We start from the raw sequence: 24185 nt of genomic DNA, 5'->3' as shown, positions 1-24185 counted from the left end.
AATCTGCAGACTTGGCGAGGCTCAAGACTGTCGATCATGTGAACGCCGCACGACGTGCGTTGCTTTCGATGCGCTATGACCTTATATGGCGACTTTAGCGGAGCTTGAGCCCCAATGGCAGCCTCAGTGGCAGACGCAGACGACGTGCTTTCCGCCGAAGCCGACGACCATTTCCACGACGAATGCGGCGTGTTCGGCATTTTCGGCCGGCAGGACGCCGCAGCCATCGTAACGCTCGGTCTGCATGCGTTGCAGCATCGAGGCCAGGAAGCGGCCGGCATCGTTTCCTATGACGGCACCCAATTCCATGTCGAACGCCATGTCGGCCTGATCGGCGACACCTTTACCAAGCAGCGTGTCATCGATAGCCTGCAAGGCAACCGTGCCATCGGCCACACACGCTATGCCACCACCGGCGGCGCCGGTCTGCGCAATATCCAGCCTTTCTTCGCCGAACTTGCCGATGGCGGCTTTGCCGTCGCCCATAACGGCAATCTCACCAACGCCATGACCGTTCAGCGCGCCCTGCAGAAGCAAGGCGCCATCTTCTCTTCCACCTCCGACACCGAAACGCTCCTGCACCTGGTTGCCACCAGCAAGGAGCGCGACCTGAATTCGCGCTTCATCGATGCGGTGCGCCAAGTCGAAGGCGCCTTCTCGCTGGTGGCGATGACGTCCAAGAAGATGATCGGGTGCCGCGACCCGCTCGGCATCCGCCCGCTGGTGCTCGGCGATCTCGACGGCGCCTGGATTCTCGCCTCCGAGACCTGCGCGCTCGATATTATCGGTGCGCGTTTCGTGCGCGACCTGAAGCCCGGCGAAATGGTCGTCGTCACCAGCAAGGGCATCGAAAGCCTGTTCCCGTTCGAGCCGCAGAAGACCCGCTTCTGCATCTTCGAATATGTCTATTTCGCGCGGCCGGATTCGTCGGTCGAAGGCCGCAACGTCTATGAAGTGCGCAAGCGCATCGGCGCCGAGCTGGCGCAGGAAAGTCCGGTCGAGGCCGACATCGTCGTGCCGGTGCCGGATTCGGGCACGCCGGCGGCGATCGGCTTTTCGCAGGCCGCGGGCATTCCGTTCGAGCTCGGCATCATCCGCAATCACTATGTTGGCCGCACCTTCATCCAGCCCGGCGATTCGATCCGCCACATGGGTGTCAAGCTCAAGCACAACGCCAACCGCCGCATGATCGAAGGCAAGCGCGTGGTGCTGGTGGACGATTCGATCGTGCGCGGCACCACCAGCCAGAAGATCGTCCAGATGGTGCGCGATGCCGGCGCCAAGGAAGTGCATATGCGCATCGCTTCGCCGCCGACGCGCGCCTCCTGCTTTTACGGCGTCGACACACCGGAAAAGTCGAAGCTGCTGGCGTCGCGCATGTCGGTGGAGGAGATGGCCGAGTTCATCCGCGTCGATTCGCTCGGCTTCCTGTCGATCGACGGGCTCTACCGCGCCGTCGGCGAGGCCGGCCGCGACAACGAGCAGCCGCAATTCTGCGACGCCTGCTTCACCGGCCAGTATCCGACCCGGCTTGCCGACTTCGAGGGCTCCGACAATGTGCGCACGCTGTCGCTGTTAGCGGCCGGCGGGTCGTAGGCCTTGCCGGTCCGTTTGTCTCCCTCCCCTTAGCCCCTCACGGCGGTTTCACCTTGCCTGTCGGAATCCATCGTATGAGCCTTGACCTCTCCGGCCGCGTTGCGGTCGTCACCGGTGCCTCGCGCGGCATCGGCTACTTCATCGCCCTGGAACTTGCCGCCGCTGGTGCGCATGTGATTGCGGTTGCCCGCACCGTCGGCGGATTGGAGGAGCTCGACGACCAGATCAAGGCGGGTGGCGGACAGGCGACGCTGGTACCGCTCGATCTTGCCGACATGGCGGGGATCGACCGGCTGGGCGGCGCCATCCACGAGCGCTGGGGCAAGCTCGACATACTGGTCGCCAACGCCGCTGTGCTCGGCGTCATCGCCCCGATCGGCCATGTCGAGGCCAAGACCTTCGAGAAGGTGATGACCATCAACGTCACCGCAACATGGCGGCTGATCCGCTCGGTCGACCCGCTGCTCAGGCTTTCCGATGCCGGCCGTGCTATCGTGCTGAGCTCCAGCCTTGCCCACTCCGCACGCGCCTTCTGGGCGCCTTATGCGGCGTCGAAGGCGGCGGTCGAGGCCATGACGCGTTCATGGGCGCATGAGACCGAAAACCTGCCGCTCAGGGTCAATGCCGCCGATCCCGGGGCAACGCGCACCGCGATGCGGGCGCAGGCCGTACCCGGCGAGGATCCTGAAACACTGCCGCACCCTTCGGAGATCGCCAAGCGAATCGTGCCGCTGGCCAGCCCTACGCTCAAGGAGACCGGGCTGATCTTCCAGGCCAAGCACAATCGCTTTGTCGCCTACCGGCAGCCGGAGTAGCCACACATCGCATTTTGCCGGAAGAATTGCGCCGGCACCAACGTTGTTCGGGTGCCACAATTCGAGAAACGGAGGACCATATGCGGAGACTGCTTCTCTTGACTGCCACCGCGCTGTTTGCAGTGATCGGCGCCGCGTCGTCGCAGGAGGCAACGATGAGCTTTTTCGTCACCAGCGTCGGCTCCGGCAAAGGCGCCGATCTCGGCGATCTCGCCGGCGCCGACGCCCATTGTAGTTCACTGGCCGAAGCCGCGGGCGTTACCGGCAAGACATGGCGCGCCTATCTCTCGACCAGCGATACCGATGCACGCGACCGTATCGGCAAAGGCCCGTGGTTCAACGCCAAGGGCGTCAAGATCGCCGATGATGTCGCTTCCCTGCATAGCGATGCCAACGCCATCACCAAACAGACGGCACTCGACGAAAAGGGCCAAATGGTCAACGGCCGCGGCGACACGCCCAACCGGCACGACGTGTTGACCGGCTCCAAGCCGGATGGCACGAAAATAGCCGACCAGACCTGCGGCGACTGGACGCTGAGCGGAGCAGAAGGTGTGGCGATGATGGGTCATCACGATCGTACCGGCCTCGATGATTCGGCAGCCGCCAAATCGTGGAATTCCTCGCATGCGTCACGCGGTGGCTGCAGCCAGGAAGCGCTGAAGGGCACCGGCGGCGACGGCCTGTTCTATTGTTTTGCGGTGAACTGAACCAAAACGACCCGACATCACGTGGCTGTGATGCCGTGGCTTAACGCCGCGCTTTGGCCCAGCTTTCGCCGCTGGGCCGGAGTTGCTAGGATCGTGCGACTCCCAAAACAAGCAGAGCGAGGAAATACTCATGGCGGCACCGAGCGTAGCGTTAGTCTGGTATCTGGTGATCGCCGGCCCGCAAGGCGGCATGGTCGTGCTGCCCAGCACATTCGACACCCGCGAACAGTGCGCCTTCGCCATAACCGAATACCAGAAGCAACCGACGCCGGCCGGCTGGTCGGTGCAGTGCGTGCCGAGCGCCTCGCCCTTCGCCGACGAGGGCGACGCCGAGGAGCCGTCGGCGCAGTAGGACAGCGTGATCTCCCCCCTTGAGGGGGAGATGGCCGACAGGCCAGAGGGGGTTGGTCCGATCGGGCTCGGCCTGCTGCAGCGGTTGGCGCTTCACGCGAGACAACCCCTCTGTCGCCTTCGGCGACATCTCCCCCTCAAGGGGGAGATCGTCAGCGTCGCGCGCTTACCGCCAGCTCCGGCTTCTGGCTGATGGTCTGGAACACGACGCAGTAGCGCTCGGTCAGCTTGAGCAGCGCATCGATGCGCTCCTGCGGCTCGTCGGTGTCGAGGCCAAATGTCAGCCGGATGGCGCGGAAGCCAACCGGCGCATCCTTTGCCACGCCAAGCGTGCCGCGAAAGTCTAGGTCGCCTTCGGCTTCCACCGTGGCGGCCCCAAGCTTGAATTCCAGCGCCGTCGCCACCGCCTTCAGCGTGACGCCGGCGCAAGCCACCAGTGCCTCCAGCAGCATGTCGCCGGAGCAGAGTTCGAGCCCGGTGCCGCCGGTCGCCGGATGCAGCCCGGCAATGGCGATCGCCCTGCCTGTCTCGACCTTGCAGGCGATCGATTGGTCGTCGATCGAGCCTTTGGCGCGGAGAGTAATCAGCGCGCGCGAGGCGTCGTCGCGATAGGCCACCTTCAGCGGCGCCTGCATGGCCTTCAATGCGATCGCGTCCATTTCGTTTCTCTCCCATAGTTGCCTGGCTTCGCTGCCTAACGTCGATGCCGCCTGCCCAAACGCAAGTCTCCACTGGCGTAGCGCTTGGCAGGGTTTCGCCCGTATAGCCTGACGATACGGGGAGCATCCAACGCCTTCACACCGTCTCTCGCAACACATTCGTAAGGCCGCCGGACATATGGCCGATATCGCCATCGTGGAAACCCGCGAACGGGTTCTTGCCGGAATCCTGTTCACCGGGGCTGCCTACCTGCTGTTTTCGATGCAGGACGCCTCAAGCTGACACTATGGTGTCAGGAAGGGGCAGCGTAGGCTGGTGAGATGACGGGATCGCTGGACATGCCATGCACAGTGGAAAGCGCCCGCGAGCGTACCCTCGGCATCATCCTGGTCTCGGCATCGGCGGCCGTTTTCGGCCTCACCGGCGTGCTGACCAAATCGATCCATGCCGACCCGCTGACCATTACCTGCTGGCGCGGCTTCGTCGGCTCGATCCTGATCAGCCTCTATGTCCTATGGCGCCGCCAGCGCTCCGGCGGTCGCGACAGCTTGCGGCTCGGCTGGCGAGGCTGGCTGCTGGCGATCGAGGGCGCGCTCGCGAGCATCGCCTTTATCTCGGCGTTCAAGTTCACGTTTGTCGCCAATGTCGCGATCATCTATGCCACGGCCCCGTTCGTCACCGCGCTGCTGGCCCTCCTGTTAGTCCGCGAGCCGTTCCGGCTGCAGACGCTTGCCGCCGCTGCTGTGTCACTATGCGGTGTGGCAATCATGGTCTGGTCCGGCTTCGGCACCGGCCATTTGTTCGGCGACGGGCTGGCGCTGCTGATGACGATCGGCAGCGCGCTCTACATGATCATGGTGCGCGCCTTCCGCGACACGCCAGTGGTGTGGGCGGGTGCGGTGTCGGCATTCCTTCTGTTCGTGCTCGGCTGGTTCGTCGCCGATCCGCTGGCTGTCTCGGCCAGGGACGCTGTGCTTCTAGTCACCTTCGGCGCCTCGTTCGCGCTGGCTTCGATCCTGTGGACGGAGGGCACCCGGCTTATTCCGGCGGCCGAGTCCGGATTGCTGGGTTCAGCTGAAGTGCCATTCGCGATCCTGTTTGCCTTCCTGTTCCTGGCGGAGATCCCGCCGGCAGCCAGCATGGTCGGTGGCGCCATCGTGCTTTGCGCGGTGTTCGCTCACGCCGGCCGCGACTGGCTGATGGCCAGGCAGCGCGCAGCGGATGCATGACCAATCCTCGCCGCGTCCGAGCGCGAGTTGGTGGTCCGATCACGAGAAATCCGGTCCTGAAAATTAATTTGAAAAGTCATGGAACCATCATAGGGCTCAGGCATTATGGCTGCGACGGGCCACCCCAAGTCCCCCCAAACCCCTCGGCCCGTCCTACTCAGAAGCCGACCGCAAGGTCGGCTTTTTCTTTGCTGGCTCGATTGGCCAAGGCCAGGTTGCCGCTGAACAACGCGGCCAGATCCTGCGCCGGCCGGTCGGCATCCTCACGCAAGCGGACGGCGAATTCGGCGACCGGCACCGGCGGCAGATCAAGATCGCGCGGCGCCTCGACGATGCCGGAATGAGCGAAGCGCGCCGTCCTCAACGTCAAGGCGATGCCGGCGTGCACCGCCGTGCGCAGGCCGGCAAGGCTGGCACTGCCGGCAGCAATGCGGTAGCGACGGCCGGCCGCATCGAGTGCACTGGTCGCCGCTTCGCGAAACCCGCAATGGGGATCGAGCAGCGCCAAGGGCAGTTCGTCGTGGCGGGTGGCCAACCCGTTCTGTGAGCAAAGCCAGATCATTGGTTCCTTGAGCACACCGACTTCGTCCCGTGTCGGCACCTGCCGCATGGCAATGGCCAGATCAAGGGTGCCGGCCTGCAAAGCCTGCGCCAGTTCGGCGGAACGGCCGACGCGCAGTTCGATCCTGACGCGCGGATGGCTGACAGCAAAAGCCCTGAGAAGCTGCGGCAAGCCGCTGTCGGCGAAATCCTGCGTGGTGCCGATGGCGACGCGCCCGTCGGCGTGCGCGCCTTTGAGGGCCAGCCACGCCTCGCGGTGCGCGGCAAGGATGCGACGCGCGTGAACGATCAGATCCTCGCCTGCCGACGTCAGGCCGCGCCCTCGCCCCTGCGGCACCAGCAGCGGTTCGCCGACAACATCCTCCAGCCGCTGCATCTGCGCGGTCACTGCGGACGGCGAGCGACCGACGATCGACCCGGCCCGCGCCAGGGAACCGCCATCGACGAAAGCGAGGAAAGTCTTGAGGAGGTCGGGATCGAACATCTGCATAATTCGATACTATCAAAGTGTTTATCAAAAACAATTCGATTTTTTTGATCAAAGGACGATGGCATGATTTTCTCGACGGCGAAGAGGCGCCGCTTGAAACCGAGGAGAAGAAATATGCCGATCATCAATGTCAGCGTTACCGGCAAGCCCGATGCCGCTTTGTCCGCCGCCATTGCCAAGGAAGTGACCGAACTGACGGCCACGCATCTGCGCAAGGATGCGACGATCACAGCTGTTGCCATTTCCTATCACGACCCCGAGCACTGGTTCGCCGGCGGCAAGTCGCTGGCCGAGCATGGCACCAACACGGCGTGGCTCGACATCAAGGTTGTCGACGGCACCAACACCAAGCTCGAACTGGAGGCGTATCTGCAGGCAATTTTCGCGGCATTCGGCCGGCTGCTGGGTAAGGTGCATGAGGAAAGCTACGCCCTCGTGCATGAAGTGCCTGCAGCCGCCTATGGCTTTGGCGGCAAGACGCAGGAATTCCGCTTCATCAGCGGAAGGATGAAAGCGGCGTAGCTGCGATAGGCAGCCGAGCCGAATCAAACATAGGAGAGAAGGAAAAATGGAGCCGCATTGACGTTGATCCAACTTCGGCTAGGTTCTCACCCGAAGCGGCCACTGAAGAGCCGTGACGTGAGATCGTTGGGAGATGCGGCGATGATCCTGACACTGGCGCTGCTTGCGGGTCTTGTCGCGGCCTGGCTGCTGATCGGAGTGGTGGAGAAGTTCCGCCTCGGCCTGCGTTTGAGCCAGGCGCTGCTCTACGTGCCGTTCAAGCTCGCCTACCGGATCAGCGACGAGCGCATCAAGATTGCGCGCAGGTCGGTGGCCCCGGTCATCTATGTCATCTGGCATCAGTCACGCATCGAGCCGGCGCTGATGCTGTCGCTGCTGCCGGAGGACACGCTGCACATCCTCGACCAGGCTTCGGCCAGATCGCCGTGGCTGGAGCCGTGGCGCGAGCTCGGCCGCACCATCGCCTTCAACGCCGAGCATGTCTTCGTCAGCCGCAGATTGGTGCGGGTGCTGAAGGGCAAGGGCCGGCTCGCCGTTTACCTGCCGGATGCGGTCGAGCCAGACGTCAAGTCGTTTCGGTTGTTTCGCGCCATCACCCGTATCGCCATGCAGGCCGACGCCCGTATCGTGCCGGTCTTCGTTGCCGGCGCACGCAGCCTGCCGGCCTCGCTGACGCCGGCGGACAAGGCGCCGCGCCATTGGTTTCCGCAGCTGTCGATCAGCGCGCTGGAGCCGATGACCATCGCCGAGCTGGTGGCGCGGAACCCAGATCAGGCCTCCAACACCAATGCGCTGTTTGATCGCTTCGCCGAGGCCAGGCTTTTCGGAAGTGATCTCGACCGAGGGCTGTTCCTCGCCATGCGCGATGCGGCCGACCGTGTTGGCGCTTCGCACCCAATAATCGAGGACGTCATTGGCGGTGCCCTGAGCTACCGGAAAGTGTTCATCGGCGCCAGGGTTTTGGGCCGACGGTTCGAGGCAATAACAGCGCCGGGCGAAGCGGTTGGGCTGCTCCTGCCCAACGCCAATGGCGTCGTGCTGTCGTTCGTCGGACTTTTGTCGGCTGCGCGGGTGGCAGCAATGATCAACTATACCGCCGGCCCGGCCAGCGTCACCGCCGCCGTCCGCACGGCGATGATCCGAACCGTGGTCTCCTCACGCGCCTTTGTCGAAAAGGCCAACCTCGCCGACATCGTCGAGGCGGTGGAAAAGGGCGGGGCGAAACTGCTGTGGCTGGAGGATGTCCGCGCAAGCCTGACCGTGCTGGACAAGGCCGCAGCCGCCTTGCTGTGGCGCTGGCCGTTGCAGCGCCAGGATGCGGCCAAGCCGGCAGTGATCCTGTTCACCTCCGGCTCGGAAGGCACGCCCAAGGCCGTGGTGCTGTCGCACCGGAACCTTCTTGCCAATGCGATGCAGGCGGAAGCCCGCATCACCATCTCGCCGGCCGATATCCTGCTCAACGTGCTGCCGGTGTTCCACTCGTTTGGGCTGACCGGCGGCACCATCCTGCCGCTGGTCACCGGAATAAAGCTGTTCCTCTACCCGTCACCGCTCCACTACAAACTTATTCCGGAGGTGGCGCGCAAGGTCCGGCCGACGGTGATGTTCGGCACCGACACGTTCCTCGCCAACTATGCCCGCACCGCCAAGGACGGCGATTTTTCAAGCCTGCGCTTCGTCGTGGCCGGTGCCGAGGCGGTGAAGCCGGAGACGCGCCGGGTTTACCGCGAGCGCTTCCAGGCCGAGATCATCGAAGGTTTTGGCTTGACCGAGGCCGCACCAGTGGTTGCCGTCAACACCGCCATCCACGGCCGCGATGGAACGGTCGGGCGGCTGCTGCCGGCCATGCGCATGAAACTCGAACCGGTCGAAGGCATCAGCGACGCCGGCCGGCTGTGGCTCGACGGGCCGAACCTGATGATGGGCTACATGACCGGCGACCGGCCTGGCGAGCTGCAGCCGCTCGAAGGCTGGCACGACACCGGCGATATCGTTTCGGTCGATCGCGAAGGCTTCATCACCATTCGCGGCCGCGCCAAGCGCTTCGCCAAGATAGCCGGCGAGATGGTATCGCTTGGTGCCGTCGAGATGCTGGTGCAGTCGCTGTGGCCGGAAGAGCATCACGCCGTGGTAGCGGTGCCGGACAAGCGGCGCGGCGAGCGCCTCGTTCTGGTCACCACGGCCGACAATGCCGATCCCCACGAATTGCGCGAATTCGGCAAAAAAGCCGGCGCGGCCGAACTGATGGTGCCGAACGACATCGTCAAGGTCGAGGAGATCCCGGTACTGGGCTCCGGCAAGACCGACTATGTCTCGACTAGAAAGCTGGCACTCGAGAGGCTGGGACTGAGCGCAGCCGCCTGAGGTTTGCTGTCGAGAACTCTAAAGCCCCGTCGTGCGACGCGCTTTAGATTCTTGCTTTTATGCATGCCGTTATCGCAGAACCGCTGCACACTTTTGCGCGAATGCATTAGAAGACCACCACCGACAACAGCAGAATGGCGCCGACGGCCATCATCAGCAGGCCCGGCCAGTTCTGCGACAGGCCGAGAAACCGGAGCCCGCGCCGCCGCGGCTCCAGGGTCGGACCTGGTGTTGCGAGGTAAGGCGTCGGACTGTCCGGCGCGGTGGAGACAGCGGCCGGTTCACTAAGCCGCCCGCGCATGATGGCTGCTACCGCCATATAGACGAGGCCGGCGACAGTCAGTAACACGCCGATGAGGATGACAGCCATTTCTCCTCGTTTCCGATGGTTCTGCGCCGGATGCGGCAGCTTTGCGCTACGTCGACGACGTATCACGAGCAGCCGCTCAAGCGGACCTACCAACACAAACGGTCTAGCCGCCCAGCAAGTTCCGAAAACGGGGTTTTTGAGGTGCGTTCCACAGCGCCGCGTGCTCTGCGAGCCGCTCCCAAGTCTAAACGGATGACCCCTTTTCGGAATCATGCACTGCCAGGCGCAACGCGAACTGGCACCAAATCCGTCAGCCAATATCCGAGGACGGCACCTTCTCGCCTTCGCGCTTGGCGCGTCTCGAATAGGCCCGCACGCTGAACGGCAAGAAGAGCAGATAGCCGGCAACCGAGGCCGTCAGCGTATACCAGGGATAGGTCATCAAAAGCAGGACGTAGAGGACGACTGCGAGGATGATCGGCAGCACCCTGTCGCCCGGTATCCTGACGCTCTTGCCGGAATAGACGGGCAGTCTGCTGACCAGCAGGAACGCCACCAATATTGTAAAGCCGGTGGCAATGAAGGCTGCCAGGCGGCTGGGTTCAAGCCCAAGCCTGAGGAAGAACAGATAGAGCGGCAGCATCACCAGCACCGCACCCGCCGGCGCCGGCACGCCGACGAAATATTCGGTCTGCCACTGCGGACGGTCGAGCTCTTCGTCGAGCACGTTGAAACGGGCAAGCCTCATCCCACAGGCGATGGTGAACAGCAGCGCGGCGATCCAGCCCGGCGAACCTGCCCTGTCGAGCAGAAAGGCATAGAGCACCAGCGCCGGTGCCACGCCGAAATTGACGATATCGGCCAGCGAATCCATCTGGGCGCCGAATTTGGAAGTCGCCTTCAGCATTCGCGCCAGACGGCCGTCGATACCATCGAGGAAGGCCGCGAGCAGCACCATCACCACCGCTGGCTCGAAGCGGCCCTCGAAGCCGAAGCGAATACCTGACAGGCCGGCGCAGATGGCGAGCACCGTGACCAGATTGGGCAGCACCATGCGCATCGGGATTTCGCGAATGCGCGGGCCACCGCCGCCATGCGCCTCGAATTTCTTGAACGGCGGGGCCACCGGTCAGGAGATCCGCACGAGCGGCGTTGCGGCAACGCCGCCGAATTCCGCCAGCACCGTCTCACCGCCAACTGCGGTCTGGCCGACGGCGACACGCGGCGTCGCGGTCGAGGGCAGGAATACATCGACGCGCGAGCCAAAGCGGATCAGCCCGAAGCGTTCGCCGGTGCCGATGGCGCCGCCGGGCTCGGCCCAGCAGACGATGCGCCGCGCCACCAGGCCGGCAATCTGTACCGCGGCGACCGTTCCATTGGGGCTTTCGATGACCAGCCCGTTGCGCTCGTTCTCGGTGCTTGCCTTGTCGAGTTCGGCGTTAAGGAATTTTCCTGGCCGATGCTCGATCCTGGAAATGCGGCCACGCACCGGAGAGCGGTTAACGTGGCAGGAAAAGACGTTCATGAATACCGAGATGCGGGTCATTTCGCCGCCGCCGAGGCCAAGCTCGCGCGGCGGCACGGCCGGGCCAACCGCCGAAACGATGCCGTCGGCCGGGCTGACAACCAGCCGGTCATCGATCGGCGTGACACGCTCGGGATCGCGGAAGAAATAGGTGCACCAGGCCGTCAGGATGAGACCGATCCAGAACAGGGTCGAGGAGAAATAGCCAAGAAAGAGCGTCGCCGCGCCGAATGCAGCGATAAAGGGATAACCCTCGCGATGGATCGGAACGAACGCATTCTTGATCGTGTCAACGAGGCTCATGGATGAGGGCAACCTTGGTTCCAAGTCCGGCCTCAATAGCGGAAACACCCCGCGGTCGCAACGCGACAATGAGAGCGCTCGGGGGGTGGCGGTCGCCGCCGTTTCAGGATGCCGTTAGCAGCATCCGGACTGCCGAAGTGATCAACCGGAAATGTTCATTGCGATTGTCGGAACGCAGCACTCTCGCCCGTCCTTGGCAAGACAGCGCCTCTCATCGGCCTTTCGGCCATGACGATTTGCGCAAACCCGGAGGTTCTCGGCCCATGCAGAAATCAGCAGCTAGGCAAGTGCAAGTGGTGATGAACGGCTTGGCCTTCGGCGAGTCACCGCGCTGGCACGATGGCCGGCTGTGGTTCTGCAACTGGGGCACAGGCCAGATCATCGCCGTTGACGCCCTAGGCAACAGCGAGATCGCGCTCACCGTGCCGGCCACCCTGCCCTATTCCATTGACTGGCTGCCGGACGGGCGCCTGCTTGTCGTGTCCGGCCGCGAAGGGCTGATCCTCAGGCAGGAGGCAGACGGGACATTGGTCACCCATGCCGATCTGAGACAACTATCAAAGAGCCCGTGGAACGAGATCGTCGTCGATGGACGCGGCAACATCTACGTCAATGGTGGTGGGCCCGTTCCGGATCCCGGCCAGCATTTCGGCCCCGGCGCCATCGTGCTGGTCGCGCCTGACGGCTCGGTTCAGCAGGTGGCTGAGAACCTCGCCTTCGCCAATGGCATGGCGGTGACGCCTGACAACAAGACGCTTATCGTTGCCGAGTCCCACGCCAACCGGCTGACCGCCTTCGACATCGCTGCCGATGGTGGCCTTTCCAACGGCAGGATCTGGGCCAATCTCGGCAACGGTTTTCCCGACGGCATCTGCCTCGATGCCGAAGGTGCGGCCTGGTACGCCGACGTTCCGAACCGGCATTGCGTGCGGGTGCGCGAGGGCGGCGCGATGCTCGAAAGCGTCGACGTCGATCGCGGCTGTTTTGCCTGCATGCTCGGCGGCAGCGAGGGAAAAACGCTGTTCATCGTCGCCGCCGAATGGCACGGCTTCGAACATATGATTAGCGATGCCCGTACCGGCCAGGTGCTCAGCATCGAGGCTACCGCGCCGGGCGCGGGCTGGCCGTAGAAGAGCTTACACCCCGGGAATCCGCTGATAGTTGGCGATATCGGCCTTGACGCCAAGTCGCGCAATGGTCTCCTGAGGATTGAAGCCGATGCGCTCATGCGCAGCCTTGATGATCGGCACGACCTTGTCGACGGCGGCCTGCCCTTCCCATTCGACAATGGTCACGAGGTTGAACTCGCCCGGCCCCGAGAATTGCTCAAGCAGGAAATCCTGGACGAACCCTTGCTGCTGGCGCAGCAAATCATGCGTCATCCGGACCTTGGCAAGAATCTCCTCGCGGGCGTTGGCCGGAACGACAAACTTGTCCACCCGGAATACACTGCCGCCACTAACTGCCTGATTTATCCCATTCATATCGATTGCCTCCGTTTTTGAACGACGCATCTTGCTGCGATCCAAAACGGCCTACGATCTCAACTTAAGTTGAGGTCAAGCACGAATTTTCAGCTCACCTCCGAGGTGCGGCGGCGGACGACGACGCCGAACTCGTCGCTTTCGCGGGCGATGCGCAGCCGCTCCTCGGCCTCGCTTGCCTCGCGCTGGCGGTCCCACATTGATGCATAAAGGCCGCGCTTGGCTATCAAGGCGACATGGGTGCCGCGCTCGGCGATCTGGCCATCCTGCAGGACGATGATCTCGTCGGCCGAAATCACTGTGGACAGCCGATGGGCGATGACGAGGGTGGTGCGGCCCTGGCTGACCAGGTCGAGTGCCGCCTGGATCTCCTGCTCGGTGTGGCTGTCCAGCGCCGAGGTCGCCTCGTCGAGCATCAGGATCGGCGGTGCCTTCAAAATGGTGCGGGCAATCGCCACCCGCTGCTTCTCGCCGCCAGACAGTTTTAATCCGCGCTCGCCGACCATTGAGCGATAGCCGTCGGGCAGCCGCTCGATGAACGGTCCGATCTGGGCCAGTTCTGCCGCCTTGCGCACATCCTCCTCGCTGGCGCCGACGCGGCCGTAGCGGATGTTGTAGGCGATGGTGTCGTTAAACAGCACCGTGTCCTGCGGCACCATGCCGATGGCAGCGCGCAAGCTCTCCTGCGTCACGTCGCGAATGTCCTGGCCGTCGATCAGAATCTTGCCGCGCTGGATGTCGTAGAAGCGAAACAAAAGCCGCGAAATGGTCGACTTGCCGGCTCCGGAGGGGCCGACGATGGCCACCGTCTTGCCGGCTGGCACCTCGAAGCTGATGCCCTTCAGGATCTTGCGGTTCGGGTCGTAGGAAAAATGTACGTCGCGGAACTCGACCCTGCCGGCATCGACGACCAGCGGCTTGGCGCCCGGCCGATCAACGATCTCACGCTTGACGTCGAGCAGATCGAACATGTTTTCGATGTCGGTCAGGCCCTGGCGAATTTCGCGGTAGATCATGCCGATGAAATTCAGCGGCACCGAAAGCTGCATGAGCATGGCGTTGACGAAGACGAAATCGCCGACGCTCTGTGTGCCCGCCTTCACCTCGAGCGCCGACATCACCATGACGACGGTCATGCCGATACCGAAGATCACACCTTGGCCGAAGTTCAGCCAGCCAAGCGAGGTCCAGGTCCTGGTCGCCGCCAACTCATAGCGCGCCGTGGACCGGTCGAACCGCTCGGCCTCCATGGCTTCGTTATTGAAATATTTGACTGTTTCGTAGTTGAGCAGCGAGTCGATCGCCTTCGTGCTGGCTTCATTGTCGCTTTCGTTCATCTCACGGCGGATCGAAATACGCCAATCGCTCGCCCTGACGGTGAACCAGACATAGAGCCAGACCGTGACCGCGATCACCAAGACGTATAGCCAGCCATAGGTGACGGCGAAGATGCCGGCGGTGAGCGCGAATTCGACGATTGTCGGCGCCGTCGCCAGCATGGTGAAGCGGACGATCGTCTCGATGCCCTTGGTGCCGCGCTCGATGACGCGCGACAGTCCGCCGGTGCGCCGTTCGAGGTGGAAGCGCAGCGACAGTTCGTGCATGTGCACGAAGGTGCGGAAGGCGAGCCGGCGCACCGCATGCTGGCCGACCCGTGCAAACAGGGCGTCGCGCAACTGGTTGAAGCCGAGCTGCACCAGCCGCACGGCATTGTAGGCGACGACCAGCATGACCGGCGCCAGCAGCAGGGCCGGCAGCGGCGGCGGCGATTTGCTATCGCCGGCCAGTGCGTCGGTCGCCCATTTGAAGAAATAGGGTCCGGCCACCAGGGTCAGCTTGGCGACAACCAGCAGTACGGTTGCCCACACCACGCGCGCCCTCAGGTCGGCGCGGTCGGCCGGCCACATATAGGGCCAGAGATTGCGCAACGTTCTGAAGGTCGAGCCGGAATCTGCGGAAACGGTTTTCTCGGCCATTCTTGTTTACCTTTATGATTTTAGCGGCCGGAGCAGCAGGAATCGACCAGCGCGGCCAGCGATGCCGAAACATCGGCGAGCGCGGCGCGGTCGAGCTCATAGCGCGAGCGCTGGCGGTCAGGCTCGAAGCGGATCAGCCCGGCCTCGACCAGGATCTTCAAATGCTGGGAAACGGTGGACTGCGCCAGGTCGAGATGCTCGACGACCTCGCGACAGCAGCAGGAACGGCTTGCGGAAAGGTGTTTGAGAATTTCGATCCGCGCTGGATGCGAAAGGGCCGCGAGCCGGACAGCGACAACGCGGCTATCCGGCGTGCAGTTGGCCGGCGTGCAGTTGGCCGGCGCGCGTTCATCTGCCGCGCGGCTTCGGTCCGTTACGAGGGGGGATTCGGTCATCGTCCATCGGCGATAAACGATGACTGGCCCTGCCGCAAGCTATCCTGATGGGCAGAACGGCTACTCGGTCTTGACTGGCGCCGTCGTCATCTGGTCGCCCATTGCTTTGAGATCGGCGGGCTCGCCTTCCTTCGATTTCTCCGGCACCTTGAACACCTGCCCCGGCCAGATGCGGTTCGGATTGCTGATCTGGTCCTGGTTGGCGAGATAGATGGTCGAGTAGCGCATGCCCTGGCCATAGACCCGCCGCGAAATCCGCCACAGCGTGTCATGGCGGCGGATGATGACTGCGCCATCGGCATGTTCGAGCTTTGGCGCCACGGTCTCGGGAGTTTCGCCCGGAGGCGTTGCGACAGCCATTTCGGCCGGGGCCTCGGTTGCAGGAGTGGGGGCAGTTGCGGGCGTTTCGGCGGCCGTTGCCGGTGCGGCTTCGGTCGCCGGAGCATTCGGCTCGGCTTGTTTTGTCCCGGCAGGCTTCTGCTCGGCCGGCGCCACGGCCGCAACCGCCTCACCAGGCTCGCGCTCGAACGGCACAGCCGCACGGGCCACCACCGTCACGCCGTCGGCGTCGAGCGCATCGACGTGGATGGTGTAGGTGCCGACCGGGATGTCGCGTGTCGCTTCGACCAGGAAGTGGCGGTCGGGCGAGGTCTTCGCGTCACCGAGCAGGATATCGTTGGCATAGGCACGCACCTTGCGGCCGGGATCGGCGAGGCCGGCAACGAAAATCTTGTTGCCGTCGATTTCGACAGCTTCGACGACGATCTTCGGCTCCACCGCGGGAGTAGCGGGCGCTGCCGGTGTGGCGGGTGCTGCCGGAGCCGGCGCGGCTTCAACAGCGGCCGGCGCGGCAGGAGCAGGCGCTGCTGGAACATCAGCCGCCGGGGCGGCTGGCGCCGGCGCTGCGGCAGCCGGCAATTCGGTGCCGGTGGCGGGTGGCTGAACGGCCGCCTGTTCGCCGACAGGCGGCGAGGCGTCAGATTTCGCCTGAGGGGCAGGAACAGTGAGCAGTTCGGACGGCTTGCCCGGCTCCTCGACCATTGCCAGCACTTGGCCGGTGGAATTCTGGGGGATCGAAACGACGGCGGTCTGCGCCGAGGCGGTCACGACATTGCCAGCCGTCGAGCGCAGTGTGATCGTGTAGTCGCCGGGCTTCAACGGATCGTCGAGAATAATGGCAAAGGCGCCGTCGGGACCGGCGACCGTCGAGCCGAGCACAGCCGAACCGTTGAGAATCTCGACCTTGGCGTTGGGCGCCGCATTGCCGGCGACGACGATCGAGCCGTTGCTTTCGACACGCACGATGTCGAAGGTCGGCACGATTGCACCTGCTGCGGCCGGCGCGGCGGGCGCTGCGGCATCGGTGGACGCGGCGGGCGCAGGCGGCAGCCGGCCCTCGGTCGCCGGAGCGGCCGGTTTCGAAGCCGGCGGCGTCAGCGCCGCGACCTCCGCAGGCCGGGTAGAATTGAGATACGGGTCGAGCGCGCCCGATACATAGGCGGTTCCCGCCGCGGCGACAGAGCCGCCAGCCGCGAACAAAAACGCCTTCAATGGATTAATTGCCATGTTTCCCTGCCCCTTAGCCACCTAATTTCGGTCTAGCCTGTTTTACCAAAGCCGACAAGAAAAAGCCCGCCCCAGGGCTTGACCATGCCAATAGTCCCTATCACCAATCATAACATGAACACGATTCGATCTGTCTGCGTCTATTGCGGCTCGTCCCCGGGCCGAGATGAGACCTATATCAAGGCCGGACACCTGCTTGGCCGCTCGATCGCCAAGTCCGGCCTGCGTCTGATTTATGGCGGCGGCACTAAAGGTATCATGGGTGCCGTCGCTGAAGGGGCATTAAAGGCCGGTGGCAAGGTAACCGGCATAATTCCGCGTTTTCTGATCAACAGGGAGGCGACCGAAACCGCGCTTAACCGGCTCGACGAGCTCGTCATCACCGACAACATGCACCAGCGCAAGCACAGGATGTTTGAGAAATCCGACGCCTTTGTGGCGTTGCCCGGCGGCATCGGCACCGTCGAGGAGATCGTCGAGATCATGACTTGGGCACAGCTCGGCCATCACCGCAAGCCGATGGTCTTCGGCAACGTCGGAGGCTTCTGGGATCCGATGCTGGCGTTGCTCGACCACATGGCAGCGGAGGGCTTCATCCACACGGCGCAACGGGTCAAGCCGCTGGTGGTCGAGGATCCGGAAGCAATCGTCGCCGCTATCATGGTGGCGGGATCCTCCGTCGATGCACCGACGGAGGGCGTGCAGTCGGTGATTGATAAGATGTAGAGTGAATGGTGAATGGTGAATGGTGAATGGTGAATGGTGAAGTAGAAGACTTTCCAAACCGGCGCCTGTCTATTCACTATTCACTATTCACTCCTTCCCTACTGCCTTCCTCAAGTCTCCGATGACCGCACGCTTGTCCTGACGCCGCCAGGCGAGATGGATCGAGACGGTGCGTTCGAACCACGGCAGATCGCGAAACACGATCTGAAGCGGGGCGGCACTCCGCAGGCTGGCCTGCACCGTCGCCAGCCCAAGCCCGGCGCTGACCAAGCCCAACGACGTCAACGGATCGGTCGTCTCATAGGCTATGTCGGGCAGGAAACCGGCCTTCGCACAGGCGGCGAGAAATTGGCTGCGGTTGGTGTCGTCAGGCTGGCGCACCACCGTGATCCAGGTACGGCCGTCCAGTTGCTGCGGCAGTATCTCCGCGATTTCTGCCAATGGATCGCCTTCCGGCATCGCCAGAACCAGCGGCTCGCGCATGATGAGCATGGCGACGATGTCGGGATCATCGGCAGAAGGAGGCGTGTTGACAAGGCCCAGATCGAGCGATCGTTCGCGCAGCGCTTCGATCTGGGCGGCGGAACGCTGACCCTTCAGTTGAAGATGAAATTCGGGCCGGTCGCGGCGAAACTGGCGCAGCATCCGAGCGACAAGCCCGGCATGGACCGCACCTTCCACATAACCGATGGCGAGACGGCCGACCGTACCGCTGGCGAGATTGCGGCCGAGTTCCTCCAGCCGTCTTGCATGGGCCAGCAGCGCACGCGCCTCGGCAAGAAAAGCGCGGCCCTCGGCATTGAGATGAACACGCTGCCTCGCCCTCTCGAACAGTGCGACGCCCAGCTGCTCCTCCAGCTGAATGATCTGACGGCTGAGCGGCGACTGCGAGATGTGCAGCAATTCGGCGGCACGCCCGACGTTGCCGGTTTCGGCCACCGTGATGAAATAGCGGAGCTGGCGCAGGTCGAACATTGTTGCTTCGATGCTCAAGTCCCGTGAGGTCTCAAATTTAGCCTAATCAGTCTTGGACTGTCTGGCCAGCAGAAGCGAATATTTCCGCCATTCCAACGGCCAACATCAGGAGATTCCGATGCAGTTCTTTGCCCTTCTTGCGCGCAACACCGAAAAGTTCACCGACGCCGATTTCGCGCCGCTGCTGCCTGGCGAGGCCGAGCAGCGCCGCACGCTCTATGCCGAAGGCGCCGTGCGTCAGGTGTGGAATCGGGGCGACATTCCCGGCAGCGGCATGATGTTCGAAGCCGGCAGCGATGTCGATGTGCGCCACCATCTTGCAACTTTACCGCTGGTCAAGGCCGGCATGATGGATATTGCCGCCGTCGTGCCGCTGCAGCCATATCCCGGCTTCGGGCCGAAGCGCTGAGCGCTCGTGAAAGACGCGGCTGCCGGCATTAAGACCGGCCAGCCGCCTTTCTTCGTTACGCGGCTCGAGCTGATGCGGAAACGGTCTTGCGCGCCGAAGAAAACATCGACCAGGAGTACATCGCCAGTGCCGCCCAGATCAGCCCGAAGGCTATGGCCTGAACACTGCCGAAGGGTTCGCCGAAAATCAGCACCGCGATCAAAAAGACGATCGTCGGCGCGATATATTGCATGATGCCGATGGTGGAGAGGCGCAGCAGCCTGGCGCCGAACGCAAACAACAGCAGAGGCACGGCGGTGACCGGACCGCAGCCGATCAGCAAGGCGGTGTCGTTCAGCGAGCTGGAGACGAAATGATCCTGTCCTGTGGCGATCAGGAAGATGATGTAGCCGAGTGCCGGCACCGACAGCAGCAGCACTTCAAGCAGGAAGCCCTGGCTCGGGCCGATTGGCAGCGTCTTGCGGAAGAAGCCATAGGCGGCAAAGGAAAAGGCTAGCACCAGCGACACCCAGGGCAGTTTGCCGGCGTCGATGGTCAGCACCGCGACCGCGATTGCCGCCAGCACCACCGCCGCGATCTGCAGGCGGTCGAGCCGCTCGCCGAGGAGCAGCGCGCCGACAACGACGCTGACCAGCGGGTTGATGTAGTAGCCGAGCGCGGTCTCGATGGTGCGGTCGACCGCGATCGCCCAGACATAGATGCCCCAGTTGACCGAGATCAGCGCCGCCGTCAGCACCGCCATCGAAATGATGCGCGGCGAACGAACTGCCGCTTTGAAATCGGCAGTGCGACCGGCCCAGACCAGGACAGCGGCCGCGATCGGCACCGACCAGACGATGCGGTGGGCGATAACTTCGGCCAGCGGCAGATGCGCGACAGCCTTCATGTAGAAGGGCAGCAGCCCCCAAAGCAGGTAGGCGCCGAGCGCCAGCAGGAAGCCGCGACGAGCTTTGGTGTCGGCCTCGATGTGAAGTGCTTGGGTAGTCATGGCCCAAGGCTATGCGCCAGCGGCTTGCCCAAAACCATCGCAAATTGCTGATGGATCAATGGAGTCTTGCTGATGGTTCAACACGACCGCTAAACGTCGAACAATTGCCGCTGTCTGCGAGAGTGATTGCAGGCCCGGCACGACACGGTCTCAAGGCGGAGCAGGCTTCTCCTTGAGTTCGAAAAAGACGTTGTCGGGCGAACCTTCATCGTGCCTAAAGCCCGTCAGTTCCGCCGCAAGATCGAGGGGAAGGTCAAAAACAAGATCGACCTCTGTACCTTTGCTATCTTCTTCATCCTGCTTTGAAAAACACTGTTGCTTCAGCGCTTCGAAAGACGCGGGGAGATCACCCGTGACATGCAAGTCCCGCACGGTCTTGTCGCCGCTGTGCCAGACTTTCCAGATGTTCCTTCCGTCGCGCCAGAGCTCGGCGCGCGCGAACATTACATGCTCTTCTATGTGCGCGATCACGATTTCCCGCTCTTGCGAAATCGCGGCCAGATATTGCTGAGGCGGGTTCGGAAAGCTGCAGGGATCGAGGATGATGATCGCCCAGTTCTTTTCGCTGGCATAGGCGTTCACAGGCGCTTCGAAAATCTCCGATGGATCGCCAATCTCGCGCCCGAACAACGCCGCAGCTTCCTTTATCCCGTAACCGCGAAAGCCCAGCCAGCTTATCGAAAAGCCCATTTCTTACTCCGCCGCCGCCAAGCCCGCCATGTCGCGGTTCTTCATCAGCTTATAGACGATCGAATCCATCAGCGCCTGGAAGGAAGCATCGATGATGTTTTCGGAGACGCCGACCGTCCACCAGCGCGCACCGGTGCCGTCATGTGATTCAATCAGCACGCGGGTGATCGCCTCGGTGCCGCCGTTGAGGATACGCACCTTGAAGTCGGCCAGTTCGAGATCGGCGATCTCGCTCTGGAATTTGCCGAGATCCTTGCGCAGCGCAATGTCGAGCGCGTTGACCGGGCCGTGGCCTTCGGCCACCGACATCTTCTCGTCGCCCTCCACCAGCACTTTCACGATCGCCTCCGAGACCGTCTTCAGCTGGCCGTTGGCGTCGAAGCGGCGCTCGACCATGCAGCGGAACGAAGTGACGCGGAAGAATTCCGGCAGGCCGTGCAGCATCTTGCGCGCCAAAAGCTCAAAGCTGGCGTCGGCACCTTCGTAGGCATAGCCCTCGGCCTCGCGCTCCTTGACCACGGCGATCAGCGCGTCGAGGCGATGGTCGTCCCGGGGCATGTCGATGCCACGCCGTTTCAGCTCGGCCAGGAAATTGGCCTTGCCGCCCTGGTCCGAAACCATGACGCGGCGGCGGTTGCCGACGGTCTCTGGCGGCACATGCTCGTAGGTCGCCGGCTCCTTGGCCAGCGCCGAGGCATGGATGCCGGCCTTGGTAGCAAAAGCGGAGGCGCCGACATAGGGCGCCTGCGCTTCGGGCGCACGGTTCAGCAACTCGTCGAAGGCGCGGGACAGGCGCGATATACCGGTCAACGCCTCTGCCGAAATGCCTGTAGCAAAGCGGCGGGAAAAGGCCGGCTTCAACGCCAGTGTCGGCACGATCGAGATCAGGTTGGCGTTGCCGCAGCGCTCGCCGATGCCGTTCAGCGTGCCCTGGATCTGGCGCACGCCGGCCTCCACGGCGGCAAGCGAATTCGCCACCGCCTGGCCGGTGTCGTCATGGGCGTGGATGCCGAGATGGTCGCCCGGTATGCCGGCGGCGATCACCTTTTCGACGATGGAACGCACCTCGGAGGGCTGCGTGCCGCCATTGGTGTCGCACAGCACCACCCAGCGCGCGCCGGCATCGCAGGCCGTCCTGGCGCAGGCCAGCGCATAATCGGGGTTGGCCTTGAAGCCGTCGAAGAAATGCTCGCAGTCGACCATCGCCTCCTTGCCGGCAGTGAGCGCCGCCTCGACCGAGGCCTTGATCGCCTCGAGGTTCTCCTCATTGGTGCAGCCGAGCGCGACGCGGACATGGTAGTCCCAACTCTTGGCGACGAAACAGATGGCGTCCGACTTCGACTGGACCAGCGCGGCAAGCCCAGGATCGTTCGAGATCGACACTCCTGCCCGTTTGGTCATGCCAAAGGCAACGAACTTGGCATCGGCCGTGCGACGCTCGGCAAAGAAGGCGGTGTCGGTTGGATTGGCGCCGGGGTAGCCACCCTCGACGTAGTCGATGCCGAACTCGTCGAGCAGCTTGGCGATGGCGATCTTGTCCTCGACGGAGAAGTCGACACCCGGCGTCTGCTGACCATCGCGCAGCGTGGTGTCGAACAGATAAAGGCGCTCGCGAGCCATGGTCATTTCCCGGCAAACATGTCCGTTGCGCGGATCAGCCTGTCGAGGATGCCCGGCTCCGAATAGGCGTGGCCGGCGCCTTCGATCAGATGGAAATCCGCTTTCGGCCACGCCTTGTGCAGCGCCCAGGCGTAGCGCGCCGGGCACGGCATGTCGTAGCGGCCGTGAACGATGGTACCCGGGATATCCTTAAGCTTCCATGCATCGCGCAGCAGCTGTCCCTCTTCCAGCCAGCCGGCATGGACGAAATAGTGGTTCTCGATGCGGGCGAAAGCCAGGGCATAATCATCCTGGCCGAAGGGACCGCTGGTTTCCGGTTCCGGCAGCAGCGTGATCGTCTCGCCCTCCCACAGGCTCCAGGCGCGGGCGGCCTCGACCTGCGCCACAGGATCGCTGCCGACCAGCCGTTTGCGGTAGGCGGCCATCATGTCGCCGCGCTCGGCCTCCGGGATCGGCGCCAGAAACCGCTCCCACTTGTCGGGGAACATCTCCGACACGCCGAACTGGTAGTACCATTCGAGTTCGGCGCGGGTCAGCGTGTAGATGCCGCGCACGACCAGTTCGCTGACCCGCTCGGGGTGGGTCTCGGCATAGGCCAGCGCCATCGTCGAACCCCACGAACCGCCGAACACCAGCCATTTGTCGAAGCCGCACATTTTTCGCAGGCGCTCGATGTCGGCGACCAGGTGCCAGGTGGTGTTGGCTTCAAGCGAGGCATTGGGCGTCGATTTTCCGCAGCCGCGCTGGTCGAACAGGATGACATCGTACAGCTTCGGATCGAACAGCCGCCGGTGCTTTGGCGAAATGGTGCCGCCCGGCCCGCCATGCAGGAAGACAGCCGGCTTGGCCCCTCTGGTGCCGGAGCGCTCCCAATAGACCTGATGGCCATCGCCAACGTCGAGCATGCCGGACTCGAAAGCCTCGATCTCGGGATAGAGGGTACGGAATTCGCTGCTCATAATTTCAGGCCCTGCTGCGGCCAGTTGGCCGTCTCGTGATCGGGATGCTGGAAGGAGATGATGGATTCCTGTCGCGCGTAGAAATCCGGGTCGTCATGGATCGACGCGTCGAAGATCGTCTCGACCCAAGGCAGCCTGGCGGCGTAGTTAACCTGGATCTGCGGCGCCAGATCGGAACGGTCGTCGAAGGCGCCGATGGCGATCTCCAGCGCGCCGGGCTGGCGGTAGGTCAGCGGTGTGCCGCAGCGGGCGCAGAAGCCGCGATCGATGTTGACCGACGACTGAAAGTAACTCGGCTCCTCGCGCACCCATTCGACGCCGTCGCTCGGCACTGTCACCAGCGCGCCGAAAAACGACCCGAACTGTTTCTGGCACATGCGGCAATGACAAATGGACGGACGGCCGAGCGCCCCGTGGATGCGGAAGCGCACGGCGCCGCACTGGCAGCCGCCGGTACGAACGGTTTCGGTCATGATTTTTCCTCCGGCGGCCATTGTTCGGTGTCGTGGTCGGGATGTTGGTAGGAGACGAGATCGGCGAGATAGGAGGCCGACGAGACGTCGGCCATCGTTTCCTCACCTGGCAATTCGTGGACGTGATCCACGTACGGGAGCTTGGCTTCGACACCCCATTGGATGGTCGGGGCGATCTCCTCGGGGTGGTCGAATGTGGCGATGGCGAGGGCCACCCCGTCGGGCGCTTCGAAGGTCAGCGGCGTGCCGCATTCGGCGCAGAAACCGCGCAAAGCCGCGTTGGACGAGCGGAAGCGTTTGGGCTCACCGCGCGTCCAGTCCAGCCTTGCGCCGCGCACCGAGACCAGCGGCAGGTAGAAATTGCCGCTCGCCTTCTGGCACATGCGGCAATGGCATACGGAAGCATCGCCGAGAGCTCCTTCGACGCGGAAGCGCACCGCGCCGCACTGGCAGCCGCCTGTATAGACCGGTCTGTTGTCGAGGCTCAT

The 24185-nt window shown here is 63.4% G+C and carries 26 protein-coding genes; 10 read left to right on the top strand and 16 right to left on the bottom strand.

The annotated features are described in order from the left end of the window. Positions 1-126 precede the first annotated feature (126 nt). The 4 genes from purF to NKI25_RS23895 all read left to right on the top strand — a co-directional run bounded on the left by purF (position 127) and on the right by NKI25_RS23895 (position 3473). Positions 127-1596 (top strand): amidophosphoribosyltransferase, encoded by a 1470-nt coding sequence (gene purF / locus NKI25_RS23910; RefSeq protein ID WP_023677717.1) that lies wholly within the window; start codon positions 127-129, stop codon positions 1594-1596. A gap of 74 nt (positions 1597-1670) precedes the next feature. Further along, positions 1671-2411: an SDR family NAD(P)-dependent oxidoreductase gene (locus NKI25_RS23905; RefSeq protein WP_352706687.1), complete on the top strand. Its 741-nt coding sequence runs from the start codon at positions 1671-1673 to the stop codon at positions 2409-2411. A gap of 80 nt (positions 2412-2491) precedes the next feature. After that, complete coding sequence (locus tag NKI25_RS23900) at positions 2492-3121, top strand: hypothetical protein (RefSeq protein WP_352706684.1); 630 nt, start codon at positions 2492-2494, stop codon at positions 3119-3121. Positions 3122-3251: 130 nt separating this feature from the next. Beyond that, positions 3252-3473 (top strand): hypothetical protein, encoded by a 222-nt coding sequence (locus tag NKI25_RS23895; protein ID WP_254820234.1) that lies wholly within the window; start codon positions 3252-3254, stop codon positions 3471-3473. 151 nt (positions 3474-3624) lie between these two features. Here the strand turns inward: NKI25_RS23895 and NKI25_RS23890 are convergent, their stop codons facing one another. Then, complete coding sequence (locus NKI25_RS23890) at positions 3625-4131, bottom strand: OsmC family protein (protein WP_352706682.1); 507 nt, start codon at positions 4129-4131, stop codon at positions 3625-3627. 321 nt (positions 4132-4452) lie between these two features. Between NKI25_RS23890 and NKI25_RS23885 the strand changes: the two genes are divergently transcribed. Then, positions 4453-5361 (top strand): DMT family transporter, encoded by a 909-nt coding sequence (locus tag NKI25_RS23885; protein WP_502897422.1) that lies wholly within the window; start codon positions 4453-4455, stop codon positions 5359-5361. A 157-nt stretch (positions 5362-5518) separates the two neighbouring features. Here NKI25_RS23885 and NKI25_RS23880 read toward each other — a convergent pair whose 3' ends face one another. After that, on the bottom strand, positions 5519-6412 hold the full coding sequence (locus NKI25_RS23880; protein ID WP_352999590.1) for a LysR substrate-binding domain-containing protein: 894 nt from the start codon (positions 6410-6412) through the stop codon (positions 5519-5521). A gap of 114 nt (positions 6413-6526) precedes the next feature. Between NKI25_RS23880 and NKI25_RS23875 the strand changes: the two genes are divergently transcribed. Together NKI25_RS23875 and NKI25_RS23870 are read left to right on the top strand one after the other, a co-directional pair. Further along, on the top strand, positions 6527-6934 hold the full coding sequence (locus NKI25_RS23875; RefSeq protein WP_023677725.1) for a tautomerase family protein: 408 nt from the start codon (positions 6527-6529) through the stop codon (positions 6932-6934). 141 nt (positions 6935-7075) lie between these two features. Then, the gene (locus NKI25_RS23870; protein ID WP_352956804.1) at positions 7076-9298 is read left to right on the top strand and encodes an AMP-binding protein; all 2223 of its coding nucleotides are present in this window, start codon (positions 7076-7078) and stop codon (positions 9296-9298) included. A gap of 106 nt (positions 9299-9404) precedes the next feature. Here NKI25_RS23870 and NKI25_RS23865 read toward each other — a convergent pair whose 3' ends face one another. From NKI25_RS23865 to NKI25_RS23855, 3 genes are all read right to left on the bottom strand, one after another. Then, entirely contained in the window at positions 9405-9668 is a 264-nt protein-coding gene (locus tag NKI25_RS23865; RefSeq protein WP_023677727.1) for a hypothetical protein, read from the bottom strand. A gap of 250 nt (positions 9669-9918) precedes the next feature. Then, positions 9919-10734: a CDP-alcohol phosphatidyltransferase family protein gene (locus tag NKI25_RS23860; protein ID WP_023719846.1), complete on the bottom strand. Its 816-nt coding sequence runs from the start codon at positions 10732-10734 to the stop codon at positions 9919-9921. 3 nt (positions 10735-10737) lie between these two features. Further along, positions 10738-11436: a phosphatidylserine decarboxylase gene (locus NKI25_RS23855; RefSeq protein WP_352706675.1), complete on the bottom strand. Its 699-nt coding sequence runs from the start codon at positions 11434-11436 to the stop codon at positions 10738-10740. A 263-nt stretch (positions 11437-11699) separates the two neighbouring features. Between NKI25_RS23855 and NKI25_RS23850 the strand changes: the two genes are divergently transcribed. After that, entirely contained in the window at positions 11700-12566 is an 867-nt protein-coding gene (locus tag NKI25_RS23850) for an SMP-30/gluconolactonase/LRE family protein (RefSeq protein ID WP_352706673.1), read from the top strand. Positions 12567-12572: 6 nt separating this feature from the next. Here NKI25_RS23850 and NKI25_RS23845 read toward each other — a convergent pair whose 3' ends face one another. From NKI25_RS23845 to NKI25_RS23830, 4 genes are all read right to left on the bottom strand, one after another. Beyond that, positions 12573-12920: an antibiotic biosynthesis monooxygenase gene (locus tag NKI25_RS23845; protein WP_352620473.1), complete on the bottom strand. Its 348-nt coding sequence runs from the start codon at positions 12918-12920 to the stop codon at positions 12573-12575. An 89-nt stretch (positions 12921-13009) separates the two neighbouring features. Then, positions 13010-14896 (bottom strand): ABCB family ABC transporter ATP-binding protein/permease, encoded by a 1887-nt coding sequence (locus NKI25_RS23840; RefSeq protein WP_023677732.1) that lies wholly within the window; start codon positions 14894-14896, stop codon positions 13010-13012. A 20-nt stretch (positions 14897-14916) separates the two neighbouring features. Then, positions 14917-15291, bottom strand: a complete 375-nt coding sequence (locus tag NKI25_RS23835) for an ArsR/SmtB family transcription factor (protein ID WP_352827098.1) — start codon at positions 15289-15291, stop codon at positions 14917-14919. Positions 15292-15351: 60 nt separating this feature from the next. Continuing rightward, positions 15352-16857, bottom strand: a complete 1506-nt coding sequence (locus tag NKI25_RS23830) for a LysM peptidoglycan-binding domain-containing protein (protein ID WP_352999588.1) — start codon at positions 16855-16857, stop codon at positions 15352-15354. A 114-nt stretch (positions 16858-16971) separates the two neighbouring features. Between NKI25_RS23830 and NKI25_RS23825 the strand changes: the two genes are divergently transcribed. Next, positions 16972-17583, top strand: coding sequence for an LOG family protein (locus NKI25_RS23825; RefSeq protein WP_352827094.1), 612 nt, complete (start codon positions 16972-16974; stop codon positions 17581-17583). A gap of 87 nt (positions 17584-17670) precedes the next feature. Here the strand turns inward: NKI25_RS23825 and NKI25_RS23820 are convergent, their stop codons facing one another. Next, the gene (locus NKI25_RS23820; RefSeq protein ID WP_352569659.1) at positions 17671-18576 is read right to left on the bottom strand and encodes a LysR family transcriptional regulator; all 906 of its coding nucleotides are present in this window, start codon (positions 18574-18576) and stop codon (positions 17671-17673) included. Between the two features lie 100 nt (positions 18577-18676). Between NKI25_RS23820 and NKI25_RS23815 the strand changes: the two genes are divergently transcribed. Then, positions 18677-18967, top strand: coding sequence for a muconolactone Delta-isomerase family protein (locus NKI25_RS23815; RefSeq protein WP_352569658.1), 291 nt, complete (start codon positions 18677-18679; stop codon positions 18965-18967). 55 nt (positions 18968-19022) lie between these two features. Here NKI25_RS23815 and rarD read toward each other — a convergent pair whose 3' ends face one another. The 6 genes from rarD to NKI25_RS23785 form a co-directional block, all read right to left on the bottom strand. Continuing rightward, positions 19023-19955 (bottom strand): EamA family transporter RarD, encoded by a 933-nt coding sequence (gene rarD / locus NKI25_RS23810; protein WP_023677738.1) that lies wholly within the window; start codon positions 19953-19955, stop codon positions 19023-19025. Positions 19956-20105: 150 nt separating this feature from the next. Next, positions 20106-20645, bottom strand: coding sequence for a hypothetical protein (locus tag NKI25_RS23805; protein WP_352501831.1), 540 nt, complete (start codon positions 20643-20645; stop codon positions 20106-20108). A 3-nt stretch (positions 20646-20648) separates the two neighbouring features. After that, positions 20649-22271, bottom strand: a complete 1623-nt coding sequence (cimA, locus tag NKI25_RS23800) for a citramalate synthase (RefSeq protein ID WP_352827090.1) — start codon at positions 22269-22271, stop codon at positions 20649-20651. Next, a complete protein-coding gene (gene pip, locus NKI25_RS23795; protein WP_352827088.1) occupies positions 22268-23224 on the bottom strand; it encodes a prolyl aminopeptidase in 957 nt (318 codons plus the stop codon). The genes cimA and pip overlap by 4 nt, the downstream gene beginning before the upstream one ends. After that, positions 23221-23697 carry a GFA family protein gene (locus NKI25_RS23790; protein ID WP_352827086.1) on the bottom strand — a complete coding sequence of 159 codons (477 nt, stop codon included), beginning with the start codon at positions 23695-23697 and terminating at the stop codon, positions 23221-23223. The genes pip and NKI25_RS23790 overlap by 4 nt, the downstream gene beginning before the upstream one ends. Continuing rightward, the gene (locus NKI25_RS23785; protein WP_023677742.1) at positions 23694-24185 is read right to left on the bottom strand and encodes a GFA family protein; all 492 of its coding nucleotides are present in this window, start codon (positions 24183-24185) and stop codon (positions 23694-23696) included. Before NKI25_RS23785 ends, NKI25_RS23790 begins: the two co-directional genes overlap by 4 nt.

The organism is Mesorhizobium sp. M0808 (assembly GCF_040320025.1).
GTDB lineage: Bacteria > Pseudomonadota > Alphaproteobacteria > Rhizobiales > Rhizobiaceae > Mesorhizobium.
Note: the sequence above shows the minus strand (reverse complement) of the source record. Positions and strands in the feature narration are given on the sequence as shown.